Genomic DNA, 15,283 nt, shown 5'->3' on the forward strand with positions numbered 1-15,283 from the left:
GGGCTCGGGGATGGCGGGGCGGTCAAGGTAGGGCCGCGGCGTGATCGTTGGGTCGAGCGAGCGCCAGACGACCTCGGTGGGCGGCGGCACCGTGGCGCGCTTGCGTGCGGATGTGGGACGGGACGTGGATCGACGCATGGCAAAGCCCTCCTTGACGAGCAGGCCCCGCCGCCGGGTGGCGACGGGATGTCGGGAGGTTAGAAACCGCAGAGAGCCGGCGGGCGTATTTCCCCGAAGGGTGTTGTATTAGCCGCCCTCCCGACGCAGGCATCGCGTCGGTTGCACCCACAGAATCTGCAGGCACAAAAAACCCACCGGTTTGACGGAGGTGGGTACCGCTCTCTGAGGAGTTTCTACGCTCCTTGTGGTAGAGATTGCTGCGGGTTTGTTGGGATGTCAACTGGTTGGGGTAGCAAGCGTCGATCAAAAAAATCCAACACGGCTGTCGCCGTTTCAGATGGGGCATGAAAATGACTCTGACCCCTTATCCGCTTTTCACGACCCCGTTTTTCCCGCGCCGCAAAGCGGCGTCTGCTTAGACGAATCGTCAAGCATCAATCTGCCAGCCTTCCACTATAGTTCGTTCTGTTAGCGTAACGAATGCCGCTGCCGCACCGATCAAATTTTCCATCTCTCGTATAGGTACGCGCTCTTTTGTGGCCAGCTCATGCGCATATAAATGCCTTAATTTGAAGAGCCTTTCGAGGTGAGCCATGTCTTTATCAAATACTTGGCCAATTGGGTCTTGGTTCCACTTGCTTAGCGGCTGAGCTAAATAATGCTTCAGGTAATCGATGTCGAGCAGGGCAGAAAGGTGGGAGTTGATATCGGAGACCCCGTTGACCGGAAGTAGATGCGCTATGAAGTTTCCGAGACTGACCTGCTTCTTATGTATGGCGACTACAGACTCAGGCGTAAACCTAATGTCCTTCAGATTGGTAATGCGGGAAACGTACGGTTCCCCTGTGTCGATGATGGCCGCGATCAGTAGCCGGAAATATCCTTCGACGCAGGCGATATATCCGATAGCCCCATACTTTAGCCACTCCGCTCGATAGGTCGTTTCTGCGGGAGCGGCTAATATCGCTCTAAAACCCTTTACAAGAGGGTGTACGCGGCGGCGAAAGAGATCTACGCGCGTTCCTCGCCTATGAAGTCGGGACTGCTTAGAAATGATCTCTTCAATGAGGTTACGCTTGGACATTGATGTCTGACTACTGTTGGACCGCCTAAGTGTGGCATAACGTGATCCTGGCCGACTCCCTTGCCTCGGTCAATCGCTACGAAATTTTGAAGCAAACCGCTTTTCAGTTATGCACCTGCCCTAACGCTAGGTGTCAGGCCGCACCCTTGCTGGCTCATCGTGTTGCTTCGAGTCACTTTCGGCATAACGTCCGAGACCTAACGTAGCTTGTTTTTCTTGCGTGGACTAGCGACTGAATTCGTCTATGCGCACTAACACCTGAATTAAGCCGCTCAGCGAAGCGGCGTCGGCTTGAATGAATTGTTAGGGGGCACGCATGCTTTCTAGGGCATTTGCCATGCCAAGGTTGTTCATGACGTGCAAGTAGCAATTTTTCATGCGCTCGAAAAGTGTTGCATCAAAGTGCATGATGTCATTTGGGAAGCCACGAGCAGCTACAAACGATCTCTGGCTTGCACTCCACTCAGCGTGGATATAAGCGTTTTGGATGTATTTAATCGCTAGATAGTCTTGGAATGCTTCGGAGTCAACTGGCAGTCCCCGAAACTTAAATGCGTTCTCTAGCCTTTCAAGTCGTTTGTCATTCGATCCATCTTGGAAGTACGCATAGATGTCCGAAAGGCTCGGACGGCTCGCTGTCCATTCTTTGATCATGCACTCCACGCCACCCACCATCATCACCGCCCATAAGCGTGAAAACGAAGAGTATTTGATGCTGTCGGGGACACTCGCTTCGATAGGGTGTGCGTTCACCAAGCCCTCAAGCATGTTCAGATAAATCTGATCGTCAGAGTACGCGTCTATAAACTCGCTGGTCACTTTAATTCCCCCTAGCGCTTGAGTTAAGCCGGACCGCTTTGCCGCCTTGGGCAAGTGAAATTAGCAGAGCTTGCACGAGGCCGCGAAGCGGTCTCGGTTTGAACGGGTTGTTAGCCTGCGGTCGGCGCGGGGACATGCTTCACCCACTGCTTCGAGATGTCATAGAGATCCCCTGCTCGCGAAGCCACTGTGGAATACTCGGCGAAATCAATGCATGCACGATCCGGTGCCAACCACTTAAGAAGGCCCGTAGGATCAGAGATTGCGCCGCTTTTGGAATAGATGCCCCCTTCTTGGCGCCTAGATGCAAGATCAGCTGCGAAGGAACCTTGCCGCGAAGGCGTATGGTGGCGAAGTGTTCACCAAGAAAAAAGCTAGATGCGTTCCATTTCATTTCTTCACCAATACCGACTGCGACGCCGAGAATGACTACACGCAGTTGTTGTACCTCGGACTGCAGAGGCTTGGCAAGGTTATTGATGTAGTCCGGGACTGAAAACTTGGTAGCTAGCGTGCGAGTTGCCATGAGAAATCCTGGACGAGCTAACCTCTGAATTAAGTCGGCCCGCGAAGCGGGTTCGGCTTGAATGAATTGTTATAGCCCCACCTTTGCTACTTTTTCTTACTCGGTCGCTGCGTCAACGCTGAACCAGCTGAAGTTTTTGATGACTTGCTTGTTGATGAGTCTCTAAGCGTCTTTGACGCTGCAGACGCTGCAGATGAGGAAGTGACTTTGTTGCTACGAGACTGAGATAGAGCAGAGCCAGCTGCTGATTTTGAAGACTTGCTGCCACTACCGTCACTTAGGACCTTAGATGCTGCTAATGCTGCGCGACGGGAAGTCTTTTCACTTGCCATTGGGTGACTCCTGCAGTTGGCGGATCAAGGCAACGGGCGATGGATCTTTAAGAACGATAACAGCCAGAATGACAAGAACCACTGAGAAAATAAGAGTGCTTAGGAGCCCGGCGGCAACGTTAGCGCCAAATTGCGGCCAAAATCTGTTATGTGACCGAATCTCTCGGATAAGAGTGCTTTGTTGTATCTCCTGACGGTAGTCCTCCTCCAGCGTCGAAGCAACTTCCTGTGCGTAAAGTTGCAAAGCGCTTTCAGCTGTACCGCTTGCTCTCAATAGTACGCCGCTCGGCTGCTGCAGGTACCAGTCGTGGACTAACTGATCTGAGGGCAGTGCGCCATTTTGAGTTTCGTAATGTCGCATCCACTCGATGCGCTGCTCTTCGATCGTTGCAAATGCTAATAGACCCAGCAGCCAGCTCTTTTCGGACTGTTCAACCAACTGTCTGTATGTGTCTTCCGGCCCATTCAAGTTAATCATGCTGTCTCCGTATGGGCGCTAAAGCTTGGGTTAATCCGCGTCGCGACGTGGCATCGGCTTAAATGAACTGTTAGATATTGGCTAGCTGACGCTACGATGGATCGGCACAAAGGTACTTGCGGCCTGAGAAATTGCATGCGCCTTCTTGACAAACTCGTTGTCCAATTTTTCCCAATTGCATCGCTCCACTGGATCCTCCTGTGGAGATATATCCAACTCATATTCCTCTGAAAAGAGCGGGAACGCTGGACCTCCTGTTACGACGGAAGATTTAATTTTAATTACAGAAGCAGCCGTGGGAAAAAATTGGTTCTTATGTGTAATGAGAACTGTGTGCTTAACAAGCATGTCGTTGGACTCAGAAATAGGCGCCTCGTAGATATAACAGGCTCGCCTTGTAAGTCCAGCTTGATGCTCTTTTAGCCATAGCTTTGGATCAGAGGAAAGAAATGCCGAAAGAATTTCATCGCCCTTTACGACTTGTGCCATAGTTGTCTCCAAGCTCTAACTCCAGAGTTAAGCCTCGCCACGAAGCGGTGTCGGCTTGGACGAATTATTGGCCCGCGCTCTTCTCTTTAAAAATCCTAGACAGCTGCTCTGAAAAATTCTTGGCAACTCGTGCGGAAATTCTCTCACGTTCAATCTCTACCGTCGTCTGACCCTTTTCTAGGATGAAATTTCTCTCGGTCTTTGCAAGCTCTCCGACAACCTGAGTGCGCACTTCGAGATTATCATCACGGAGTGTAACCTGCAGCGCTAAATTTATTGCTTCTATGTTTGTCAGTTCGTTCTGAAAGTACTTAATTTCACTCAAACTCTGCTTATAAAGCCGCAAGAAGAAATAGGCGAACACTTCAATCAGCAAAACTAGGGAAACGCGAGGAATAAAATAAGATAAGAGTTTAGTGACAGATTCGGTCGAGGGTGGGGTAAACACGGCATATCCCAAAATGCCAAGACCAAATACGGTAGTTAGGATGCCCAAAATTAAATTTAGATTTCCTCTCTTCGCAAGATCTTGGACTTCTTGACCAAGCCGGCGTCGAGTCTGTTGGAACCTCTCATCAAATGTTTCCTCGCGGACTCGCGCAAGGGCGATGTCCTTGATTCCGGCTACATAGCCTTGTAGCGCGTCTGACTCAAGTTTTGCCTGAATGCCTGCAAGAATGGCTGTTTTATCCTGCTCCGAGAAATCTAGTGCTTCTCTATTGCCGTGCTTTGATTTATTGAGTGCTCGCTCAATTTCATAGTCTATGTAGGCTCTGGTATTAAACGACCTGATTTCATCGATATTGGGTTCTCGGACCACTTGGCTCGGGCGCAGGTAGAAGAGCGCCAGGCCTGCGAAAACGCCGCCTAGCGCAATGACCAAGGTAATCTTGAGCGAGTCATTTGCGCCGCCGGCAAGGGTGTAAACCGTTGCCCCTAGCGTGGTGATAGCTAGGATGAGTGCAACCATCATTCGACTCCTATCACGCGAGCGTCGAACTGAAGCCTCTCGAAATTTTGCATACTCCAGGTCGCGCAGCTGACGTTGAAGCTCCTCATGCAGGTAATCGGTTTCGTCTATATCGGACATTGAGCTTCCTGATGGGCTAACGCCTGAATTAAGCCGACCCGCGAAGCGGGTTCGGCTTGACTGAATTGTTAGGCGCGCGACCTAGGTCTTCGGGTATTCGGTGGGGATGCCGAGTTTGCATGCAAAATCTGTAGCATCGTTTTCAGAAAGAATGATGCAGTTTTTCCCTAGTTTTATAGTTTTTCTCGCTTGGACAATCACCTTCTCGTCTTGTGGGATTGACCATGTTGCAAGCGGGCGATGTGCATCAGGACTCCCATAAAGCTGGAAGGACCACATGCGCTGCGGCGCGGGCGTTGTTGGGATTTCAAGGACTTCGCCCGTTAAGTGCATCGAGCTATTAATTTGCAGCCTTTCTTGCCCATTGCTAGTGGTGCTCATGTTCGCGTCTCCTGTCGGTTTCGGAGGATCTCGTGGTTGTTGACCAAGCGCGCCTAACGCCTGAATTAAGCCGCGCCGCGAAGCGGCGTCGGCTTGAATGAATTGTTAGGCTGCGAGGCGCCACTCCCCGCGCCTTGAAACCTCAGCTGCTTGAACAATTTTGCGCTCCCGTAAGCGGGTGCATGCCCAACGCATATCGTACTGCCACGTAAAGAAGAGCTCGCCAGATGCGCGGAGCGCCTTCTCATGGTGTGTCCAGATGTGTTCAGCAACCTGTACAATGCTGGCCGAGCCAGCATGAGCTTTCAGCGCCGCAACAACCAAGTCTTGTAGGTCTTCGCGCTTTGCCATCAGTCCCCCTGATTTTGATTTGCAGCCTAACTACTATTGGACCGCCTAAGCGCGGCATAATACGATCCTCGCCGCCCCCCTGATCGCGGTCAATCGCTATAAGCATTTGAGGCCCATGGCCCTTTCGCTATGTCCCTGACTCTGCCGCCAGTTGGTAGGCAGCGTCTTTACGGGCCAATCCTGTTACGCCGGCTTCCTTGCGGCCTAACGACCATATTTAGGAAATCCAACACTTGAGCTTGTTGCCTAATTTCACGGCACAGCCAGCATGTTGTTGCGTTGAGTCACCTCAGCAACCTCGCTTCCCGTCACCAGACGCAACCGCGCGCGCCTCCCCACGCTACCACTCGGCAAAGCCAACCGCACAACCGCCGTCCTAGGCGTCAAATCGCGTGGTGCCGCGAGTGCCGGAAACCCCGCCCGCGCCAACTCCTTGCCACGCGCATCCTCCAGCACCACAACCCCGGCCGGTGCATCGGCGTGGCCCAGGCTGTGCACGGTGACCTCGATGGCATCGGCAGTCACGCGTACATCGCCGTGGCCGATGCCCAGGTCCGGGCGTAGTTCGACCGGGGTGGTGGCTGCAATGCGCTCGAGCTGCAGGACGGTGGTGCGGCCTGCGGGGAAGTTGATGTCAATGGCCGCGCTTTTTTCGAAAGCGAACTCTTGCGTCTTGGCGTTGCTGTCGAGCTTGCCGTCGTTGTCTTTGCTTACGCCCTGGGTGATACGCCATTGGCCCGGGGCGACGTTCCAGCCGGTCATGCTGGCGCGCTGCGCTTTATTGGAGGTGTTGTAGGCGATGACGGTGAAGCGGTCTTGCTGGGGTGCGGGGATGGCGATGGCCACTTGGGTGGCGGCCTCTGGATCGGCAAAGCGCCAGCTCACAATGTGGCCGGGGTAGGTTTGATTGCGCTTGAGGGCCACGCCGCCCAGGCGGGCGCGTTGCAGGTTGACCGTGGGGGATTCCACGCGGTCGCTCCACCAGTGGCCTTCGGTGTTCATGTAGAAGTTCTGCAGTTTCTCGCGTGCCTCGCTGCGGTAAATGGCGGCGAGATACTCGAGGTTGCCGGTTTGCTCCCAGGCCACATGGTGCGGGAAGTCCGGGGCGCTGCCGTCGTCCTTGTTGGCTGCATCGATGAGCTTGCCGCTCCAGTCGTTGCGCTTGCCCATGACATCGAGGAAGTTTTCGTTGAGCAGCGAGAGGCCGTTGGGGCCGCTGTTGGCGACGCGGTAGTCAATCGGCTTGAGATAGCGCTGCTCGCCGGTGAAGCGGTAGGCGGCCCAGAAGGTGTGCAAGGTGTCGGCGCCGCCGCTGCCTTCGAACAGTTCGCCGCCGCGGGTTTTGCCGGTTTGCCAGTTGATCTCGTTGGGCAGGGCCCAGTTGCCCTTGGCGTTGGTGTAGGCGTGGGCGAGGTAGCCGTCTGCCAGGCCGGTGACGATGCGGCGGCTGTTGGGGTCGGCGTTATAGCCGCCCAGCAGGATGGCCGGGTGCACGATGGGGAAGGAGTACGGCTTTTGCCATTGCCAGTTGGGCTCGCGGTAGACGGTGCGGCCGCCGAACCAGTTGCTGGCGAACAGCAGGTGGCCTTGCGGGTTGACCTGGATGATGGTGTCGAAGGCCTTGACGGTTTCCATCAGGCGCTCGATGGTGCGCGGGTCGCCCCAGTTGAGGTACAGCAGGGCGCTGTTGAGGTTGATGCCCTCCTCGTAGGAATGCAGCTCGTCGGTTTCGATGGTGGACAGGCCGTTGGTGAACATGCCGTTGCGGTAGTTGGCATCGGACAGCGCCAGCATGGAGGCGTTGAGCATGTCCGGGTCCACGCCCATCAGCGCGACGCCGGGCCATTGCTGCACCAGGTCCGAGTCGTCGGAGATGCCGCCGCCGAAATCGCCGTAGGCCACCTGGCGCTGCTCGATCCACCAGCGGATGTAGCGGCGGGTGGCGCTGAGGTCTTGCAGCTGCCAGAACGCCCAGGCGGGCACGCCCTTGGGCACGCTGGGCAGTTCGACAGGCAACGCGCCCTGGTTGGCGTAGCTGATGTCGTTCCAGTATTCGCGCCCAAGCGCGTGGTCCGGGTCGACGCGCAGCAGGTCGGTGATGTCGGCGTCCAGGCGCTTGTAGAGCAACTGGCGCTTGGAGGTGGTGTGCTCTTCGACCAGGAAGCCCCAGTTGTCCTTGACCTGGTTGAAGCGGTCGGCGACGTGCTCTTTGATGGCCTCGGCGCGCGGCTTGAACACCAGTTGCAGCTGGGTGCCGTCGAGTGCGTTGGCATCGAAGCCGGGCGCGGCGGCGGCGATGCTGAGCATCAGGCTGTCGTTGCTGAGGATGCGGTCGCGCAGGTCCAGCCACAGCGTGCGGGCCTGGCCGGGGGCGACCGCGACCGAGACGTCGATCATGTCGCGCGCGGGCCAGATGGGGTCCTTGATGCGGATATTGAGCGGGATGCTGCCGTTGTGGGTGGCCGGCAGGGTGAGCGCCGGCAGGGTGATGGCGATGCCGTCCAGGCCGTCGTGCATGTTCTCCCAGCCGTAGGACCAGCTGCGCATCAGCGCCTGGTCCGGCGGCGGGTTGCCCAGGCTGGACGGCACCAGGATGTGCACGATGGGTTGCTGCGCGCTTGCTGCGGCCTTGTCGCTGGGGCGCTTGCGCGCGGGTGCCTTGGTGGGCAGCGCGATGACGGTCTGGCGCTCGCCCGGCGGGTAGCGGCCGGCGATGACATCGCGCAAGGGGGCGAGGTTGTCGTAGTCGGGCTGGATGTCGCTGCGCACGGTGTAGCTGAGTTGCGCGCTGCCTTTGGGCACGGCGCCCGGCTGCACGTTGTAGGCCCAGATTTCCTGGATGGGGGTTTCCTGCGCGGTATTGGCAAAGCGCAGGGTGCCGCCGCGGCGCTCGGGGAACTGGTCCACGCTGCGCACCACGCCTTGTGCGCGTGCGAACAGCGGTTGCGCCTGCGCAGTGGCGGCACCGGCGGCAGCGGGCGCGGTGTAGCTGGCCTGGCCGTAGGCGGCGCCGCGCAGCTCGATGCGGTTGACCGGCTCGTCCGGCAGGGTGAGGTCCAGCGCCTTGCCGCCTTCGACGTAGGTGTTCCAGTCCGGCAGCTGGAAGTAGTCATTGCGGCCGGGCAGGCGCGAGCGGTTGTAGACGCCGGGCCAGGTGGTTTCGGCGATGCCGTCGGTGGCCTTCCACATCCATTGCTTGAGGTCGCGCGCATCGGCGAACTCCACCTTGCGGATGCGGGTGACCGGTGCGGTGAGTGCAGGCGGTACGTGGCCGTTGTCCCAGCCGTAGCGGTGCAGGAAGGCGGCGTGCTGCGCGTCGCCGGTGGGTGCTTCCGCGGTGGTGGGCTCCTGCAGGCGGGCGAGTGCGGCGGCGCCGCTGGCGTCGAGCATGCGGTCGTAGATGCGGAGTTCGTCGAAATCGCTGCCGCGCAAGAAGTTGTAGCGGCTCTGCACCTGGTGCGGCGACATCACGCGGCCGGCCAGGCCGAACTGGTCGAGCGCGGCGTCGAAGTCGAGCGCGCCGCCGTTGGCGCAGGATGCACCGCAGTCCACGCGTGCGGCTTCCTTGCCGTCCACATACAGGCGCACGCCGCGGGTTTCGTCCCAGGCAAAGGCGATATGGGTCCAGTCGCTGGCAGTGGGGTTCTTGTCGAGCTTGAAGGAGACGCGGGTGCGCGCGAGGTTGGCGTCGGTGACGAAGGCATCGAAGCCGTGGCCATTCCAGTCGATGCGCAGCCAGGCCATGTCCCAGCTGGTGTGGTCGGCGTAGCCGACACGGAAGATCACGAATGGCGCCTCGCCCACTGGGTAGCGCGCGCGCCAGAAGAAGCCGAGCGTGCCGCGCTGGGTGTAGAGGTTGCCGGGGGCATTCCACGACAGCACGCCGTCGTCGGCCCACTCGATGGCGTTGCCGCGCTTGCCGGTGGGCACCAGCGTGATCTTGTCGCGGAAGTTGGGCACGCCGTCGCCGCGGGCGACATCGGCCTGCAGGTCGCGGTCGGCCGAGACCCGGAACAGCAACTCCGGGGCCGTGGGGGTGGCCGCACTTGCCGGCAGCGCGATCAGACACAACAAACCCATCCAAACCTTCAGCACACGCACCTCGTCTGGTTCAAAACCACTTTTCAAAACCACTGCTTCAAAACCACTGCCGCACCGCACGGGCGACAGACACTGCAACGCGCCACCGCAACGCGGCACGCGGCGCACGCTTGGCGGCGGGCACGCGGGCCGGCACGTACGAGCGTACATGCCGTGCCTGCGTGCTGCGCGCGCCAGCATGCGCCGCGTGCGGTGGTGCGATGGCTGCGTCCACTACAGACCGTTGGCGGTACGCCACTTGGGAATGTCGTCCTTCAACAGCTTGTCCGGCCAGGTGCCGTGCCAGGCATACCCGACGCGGCGCTCGTTGGGCACCTGCATGTACTCGGTCAAGGCCTTGCCCTCGCGGTTGGCATACAGCGGGCGTTGATTCTGCAGGTCGTAGAAGCGCGCCCATAGTGACGCACCCGGTTGCGCGATGAGGATCACGTCCTGGCCGGTTTCCTGGGTGGAGTCGTCGATCTTCTTGGTGGCCAGGTCGCGCATGCGGTGGGTGTCGAACCAGCGCGCAGCGGCCTCGACCGCGGTCTTGATCTGCGCGGACGGGGTGGGCTGGCGCATCAGAAAGCGCACGATGCTGACCGACTCGCTGGAGGCCAGCGAGGCCAGCTCATACGCGCGCGCCTTGGCCGGCTTGAGCGTGACCTCGTCGTACTGCGCGCCCCAGATGGTGAGCGTGCCGCCGATCTTGACCTGGGTGGCGAGCACGCATTCCAGGCCCTTGGTCACTGCCTGGCGGGCGCGTGCACCGTGGCTGGCACGCAGCAGCGCGCCAGTGTCGCCCTTGCCCTCGCTGATGTCCTGCAGCAGGTTGAGCACGCGCACCATCGCATCGTCGTTGTAGGTGATCTGGTGATGGTAGGACGACAGGTCCGGATAGAACTGCGGCCAGCCGCCGTTGGCGTATTGCGCAGTGAGCAGGTAATCCACGCCGCGCTTGGCGGCGGCCACGTACTTGGCGTTCTTCTCGGTCTTGTAAATGGTGGAGAGGTAGCCGACCTCGTAGGTGGTGGCCTTGTTGTCGATGGTGGCGTCGTCCTTGCGCCCGGGTTGCTGCAGCTCGGCGATTTCCGCAGCGCTGAAGGTGCGGGTGTAGTCCACGGCCACGCCCTTGTACTGCTTGGACCAGCCGCCGGAGGCAGTCTGCAGCAACAGCATGTTGTCGGCGATCTTGTCGGCCATGGCCGACAGCGGGGCCAGCAGCAAGGCGCCGGCGAAGGCGAGCGTGTGGAAACGGAGCAGGTGCGAACGGATCATCAGAACGGCCTCCAGGTGCCGAGGATGGTGTTGCGATCCAGCGCGGCAGCCTGCGCGGCGCTGAGCTGACGCGACCACTTCACGCGGCGCGACGGGTTGGCGCCGGCGCCGCTGCTCTGGTATTCGCTATAGCGGGCGGTGGCCTCGTTGGCGGTGTTGCCCCAGTTGTTCCAGCCCTCGGGCACGATGTGCGCGCCGAGCTGGCTGCTGATGAAGCTCACGCTGGCGTAAGGCCGCCACGGCCGGCCCAGGAACACGCGCGACACGCCGCTGGCAGCGGTGACGCGTGCATTGCGGAATACGAAGCCGTGTGCGCTCTCCTGCGGGGTGGAGGCGGCAGTGAGATAGCCATCGCCCAGCGAGTGCAGCTGCACGTTTTCGAACAGCGCGGTGCCGGCGCCGAACACGAAGTCGACGGTGCCTTCGACATAGCAGTCGAGAAAGTAGGACAGCTTGGCGCCACGCAAATACAGCGTGTCCTGGTAACCGAGAAAGCGCACGTTGCGGAACGCGGCGCGGTCGCCATCCACGCGCACTGCCACCGCCTGCCCCACCGGGCCTGCGTGATTGCCGAAGGCGAGTTTTTCCGCGGTGAAGTCGTTGCCGGCGATGATGACGCTGGACGAGCCGGAGGTGCCGTATTCGGTGCCGGTGGCCGGATTGATGCGCGAGGCGTAGTTGTCGTAGGTGATGATGGTCTGGGTGGCGCCGGCGCCGGTGAGCCTGAGTGCCGGGGCGTTGGCCGGCACCACGATCAGTTCCTGGTAAGTGCCGGCGCCGATGTTGATCTGCGCGCGCTTGCCGCCCTGCACGGCGGCATCGATGGCGGCCTGCACGGTGCGGTAGCCGGCGCTGCCCTGCTTGGCCACGGTGTAGACCGGGTCGGCGGCGATGGCAGCGGTGCTGCCGAGCGACAGCCCGGCCAGCAAGGCGGTGGCGGCGAGAGTACGTAACACGATCCTGCGATGCAGTTGCATGCGTTGCTCCTGTCAGAACTTGTAGCGCGCGCCGATGTAGTACTGGCGCCCGGTGACGGTGTACTTGTCGGGCAGCTCCAGCATGGAATCGACGTAGCGGCGGTCGGGGGTGTCGAGCAGGTTGATGGCCTCAAACGTCAGCGACAGCTGGTCGTTGAGCTTGTAGGACATGTTGAAATCCACGTTTTCCACGCTGTATTTGCCGGTCACGTCGGCGGTGACCAGGCGCTTGCCATCCAGGTCGTAGACGTCTTCCTGGGCCAGGATGTTGTTGATGTAGCCATCGCGATAACTGGTGGACACGCGCGCACTGAAGCGGCCGTCGTCGTAGTAGACGGTGGCGTTGTAGGACTGCGGCGAGAGGTTGAGCAGGTCGCGCTCGGTGGCGGTGGTGGTGATGCTGGTATTGCTGCTGCCGGCGGTACTGAACAGGTAATTGATCTTGGAATCGACCTGGGTGTAGTTGAGCTGGACGCCGAAGTTGCGCCAGAAGCCGGGCAAGAAGTCGAAGGCCTGCTGGTAGGTCAGCTCGAAGCCCTTGAGCGGGCCGCCGGGCGTGTTGAAGTAGCTCTGCACGTTGAAGATGGTGTCCGGCGTGAAGCCTGCGGGGAGCAGGTCCAGCGAGTAGCCCATCGCCTCCCAGGTGCTGAGCACGCGGGTGCGCTGCACGTAGCTGTCGATGTCCTTGTAGAACACCGCCGCCGAGAGCAGCGAGCCTTCGCGGAAATACCACTCGGCGCTGAGGTCGTAGTTGGTGGAGCGGAACGGGTCGAGCTTGGGGTTGCCCAGGTTGATCGAGAAGAAGCGCCCGTCGTCGAAATACTGGGTGGGGCCGCCGCTGACGCTGGGCGACAGATACGCCAGCGTGGGGCGCGCCATGGTCTTGGCCGCGCCGAAGCGCAGCACCACCTCGTCGCTGACATCCCAGGACAGGTTCAACGAGGGCAGGATGTCGCGGTAGTTGTGGTTGACGGTGGTGGGCACCAGCAGGCGCTCGCCGGCCGCGGCGGTGGCGCTGGCCACGCCGAAGAACGACTGGCAGTTGGGCGAAATCGCACCGGCCACGGTGGCCGTGCACGGCGCATAGCCGCTGGCGGCGATCTGCGTCTGCACATAGCGCACGCCCAGGTTGCCGCGCAGCGCGCGGCCCCACAGGTCGGTGTTGAAGTCCAGCTGCAGGTAGGTGCCCAGGCTCTTTTCGTTGACGGCGAAATTGTTGTTGGACGAGCCGAAGTGGCCGACATCGGCCAGGCGGTAGTCGCCGCCGGGCACGCCGGTGTCGCAATCGCAATTGATGTTGAGCAGGTCGGCGACTTTCTGGAAATCCGGAATCACCCAGGTGGTGGGGAAGCTGCCGTTCAAGCTGCGGCCAAAGCCGTCCAGGTTGGTGCTCAAATCGCCCACGCCCACACCGGCTGGCAGTGCCTGCGCCAGTCGCCCGTAGGAGATGTTGCGCGACTCCGACGTGTCCATGTCGTAGTTCTTGTAGGCCAGCCCGGTGCGGAAGGTGAAGGTGGGGCTGATGTTGAATTCCAGATCCACCTTGGCGGTGTCGAAGGTATTGCCCACCGACTGCGGGTTGAGCCGCACCTCGCTGATGTTGGTGCCGCGCGCGGTGCCGTTGCTGTTGACCGGCACTGCGCCGTAGCCCAACCACTGCCAGTTATTCGGGTTGCCCGCATCGAAGGGGAAACTCATGCTGGGGTAATCGCCGCCGCCGCGCCGGTCCAGCACGAAGCCGTCCAGGTTGGTGTTGTCGAAGCTCACCATCGAAAACTCGGGGCGTTCGTAGTCCGAGGTCGAGTGGCCGACCAATGCATTCACGCGCACCTGGTCGTTGAAGCGGTGCTGCAGGTCCAGGCTGAACTGCTTGAACTCGGTGGATTCTTCGATGTTGCTGGATTCGGTGCGGAAGTCGACGTTGTCGAACACGCCGTAGGTGAGGCGGTTCTGGTCGTCCACCTGCGCTTCGCGCACGGCGATCTGGGTCTTGCCGCCGAAGTTGGCGGTGCGGTGCAGGTTGGCGCCGACCGAGTCTTCGCGCTGGTCCTTGTCCAGCTTGGAATACAGCATGTCGAAGTTCAGCAGGGTGTCGTCGCTGACCTTGAACTGCAGCGCGCCGGTGACGCCGAGGCGCTTGATCTCGTGGTCGGTGCGGATATAGCGCGGGTAGCGTGGAATCCAGGCGTTGGTGGCGGTTTCGTAGGCCTGGATGTTCTCCGGCGTGTTGGCCGGGCGCGCGATGCCGGTGCCGCAGTTGGTGGCGCTGATGCCATAGCTGCCCCAGCCGTTGTTGCGGTCCTGGTTGGCCTGCGAGCCGACCCCGGCAGGGGTTTCGTTGGCCAGCGGGTTGCGCGGGGTCTGCGGGTTGTAGCCCACCGGCGAACAGAAACCGTAGGTGCCATTGTTGGTGGCGGTGCTCTGGTTGGAGTTGCGGTAGTTGCCGTGCTCCCAGCGCACCGGGTTGTAGCCTTCCTCGCGCAGGTGGCGCTCGCTGTAGGACACCGACATCAGCGCGCCGACCCGGCCATCGGCCCAGATGTTGCTGATCAGGCCGGAAAAGCGCGGGTCCTTTTCGCGCGAGAGGTCGTTGTAGCCGTATTGCGTGGAGGCGGCCGCTTCGAAGCCGTCGAAGTCGAACGGGCGCGAGCCGCGCAGGTCGACCGTGGCACCCAGTGAGCCTTCGTCCATCTGCGCCGACTGGGTCTTGCTGATGGTGACGCGGCTGAACAGTTCCGAGGCAAAGGTATTGAAGTCGAAACCGCGGCTGCGGTTGACGCCATCGCTGCCGCTGCCGGCAGTGGCCAGCGCTTCCAGCCCGTTGATGCGCACGCGGGTGAAGTCCGAGCCCAGGCCGCGCACGGAGATCTGCTTGCCCTCGCCGCCTTCGCGGTCGATGGAGACGCCGGCGATGCGCTGCATCGATTCGGCCAGGTTCAGATCGGGAAACTTGCCGATGTCTTCGGCGTAGATGGCATCCACCTGCTCCACGCTGTAGCGCTTGGCATCGAGCGATTGCTGCAGGCTTTCGCGGTAGGTGGCCTTGACCTGCACGCGGTCCAGGTCCACCGCATCGGTGGGCGGTGTGGCCGGTGTGGCCGGTGTGGTCTGCGCGACGGCAGCGGCCGCATGCAGTGCCAGGACGATGGCCACCGACAGACGCGCGGTGGGCAGGCGAGCGGCCGCCACGGAGGCGGAACGACGCGAACGGACATGCATGATGCGGCTCTCTCCATGGCACTGGCTGCAATGACGCGCTCAGCCCCCCAAGGCCATGG

The 15,283-nt window shown here is 60.4% G+C and carries 11 protein-coding genes; all 11 read right to left on the bottom strand.

Annotated features, from left to right (window positions below; translation table 11 throughout):
* Positions 1–547: 547 nt before the first annotated feature.
* The 11 genes from EO170_RS01140 to EO170_RS01200 all read right to left on the bottom strand — a co-directional run bounded on the left by EO170_RS01140 (position 548) and on the right by EO170_RS01200 (position 15,224).
* On the bottom strand, positions 548–1,204 hold the full coding sequence (locus EO170_RS01140; protein ID WP_126941888.1) for a hypothetical protein: 657 nt from the start codon (positions 1,202–1,204) through the stop codon (positions 548–550).
* A 303-nt stretch (positions 1,205–1,507) separates the two neighbouring features.
* The gene (locus tag EO170_RS01145; protein WP_126941890.1) at positions 1,508–2,023 is read right to left on the bottom strand and encodes a hypothetical protein; all 516 of its coding nucleotides are present in this window, start codon (positions 2,021–2,023) and stop codon (positions 1,508–1,510) included.
* 139 nt (positions 2,024–2,162) lie between these two features.
* Positions 2,163–2,549, bottom strand: a complete 387-nt coding sequence (locus tag EO170_RS01150; protein WP_126941892.1) for a hypothetical protein — start codon at positions 2,547–2,549, stop codon at positions 2,163–2,165.
* Between the two features lie 321 nt (positions 2,550–2,870).
* The gene (locus tag EO170_RS01160; protein ID WP_126941896.1) at positions 2,871–3,359 is read right to left on the bottom strand and encodes a hypothetical protein; all 489 of its coding nucleotides are present in this window, start codon (positions 3,357–3,359) and stop codon (positions 2,871–2,873) included.
* Between the two features lie 81 nt (positions 3,360–3,440).
* Positions 3,441–3,848 carry a hypothetical protein gene (locus EO170_RS01165; protein WP_126941898.1) on the bottom strand — a complete coding sequence of 136 codons (408 nt, stop codon included), beginning with the start codon at positions 3,846–3,848 and terminating at the stop codon, positions 3,441–3,443.
* Between the two features lie 64 nt (positions 3,849–3,912).
* Positions 3,913–4,938, bottom strand: coding sequence for a hypothetical protein (locus EO170_RS01170; protein WP_126941900.1), 1,026 nt, complete (start codon positions 4,936–4,938; stop codon positions 3,913–3,915).
* Between the two features lie 81 nt (positions 4,939–5,019).
* The gene (locus EO170_RS01175; protein ID WP_126941902.1) at positions 5,020–5,319 is read right to left on the bottom strand and encodes a hypothetical protein; all 300 of its coding nucleotides are present in this window, start codon (positions 5,317–5,319) and stop codon (positions 5,020–5,022) included.
* 603 nt (positions 5,320–5,922) lie between these two features.
* Positions 5,923–9,771 carry a LamG-like jellyroll fold domain-containing protein gene (locus EO170_RS01185; RefSeq protein ID WP_126941906.1) on the bottom strand — a complete coding sequence of 1,283 codons (3,849 nt, stop codon included), beginning with the start codon at positions 9,769–9,771 and terminating at the stop codon, positions 5,923–5,925.
* Between the two features lie 213 nt (positions 9,772–9,984).
* Complete coding sequence (gene pelA / locus EO170_RS01190; RefSeq protein ID WP_126941908.1) at positions 9,985–11,028, bottom strand: pectate lyase; 1,044 nt, start codon at positions 11,026–11,028, stop codon at positions 9,985–9,987.
* Positions 11,028–12,005 carry a pectinesterase family protein gene (locus tag EO170_RS01195; RefSeq protein ID WP_126941910.1) on the bottom strand — a complete coding sequence of 326 codons (978 nt, stop codon included), beginning with the start codon at positions 12,003–12,005 and terminating at the stop codon, positions 11,028–11,030. The genes pelA and EO170_RS01195 overlap by 1 nt, the downstream gene beginning before the upstream one ends.
* A gap of 12 nt (positions 12,006–12,017) precedes the next feature.
* Positions 12,018–15,224, bottom strand: a complete 3,207-nt coding sequence (locus tag EO170_RS01200; RefSeq protein WP_126941912.1) for a TonB-dependent receptor — start codon at positions 15,222–15,224, stop codon at positions 12,018–12,020.
* Positions 15,225–15,283 lie beyond the last annotated feature (59 nt).

The organism is Xanthomonas sp. BRIP62409, from assembly GCF_003992965.1.
Lineage (GTDB): Bacteria > Pseudomonadota > Gammaproteobacteria > Xanthomonadales > Xanthomonadaceae > Xanthomonas > Xanthomonas euroxanthea.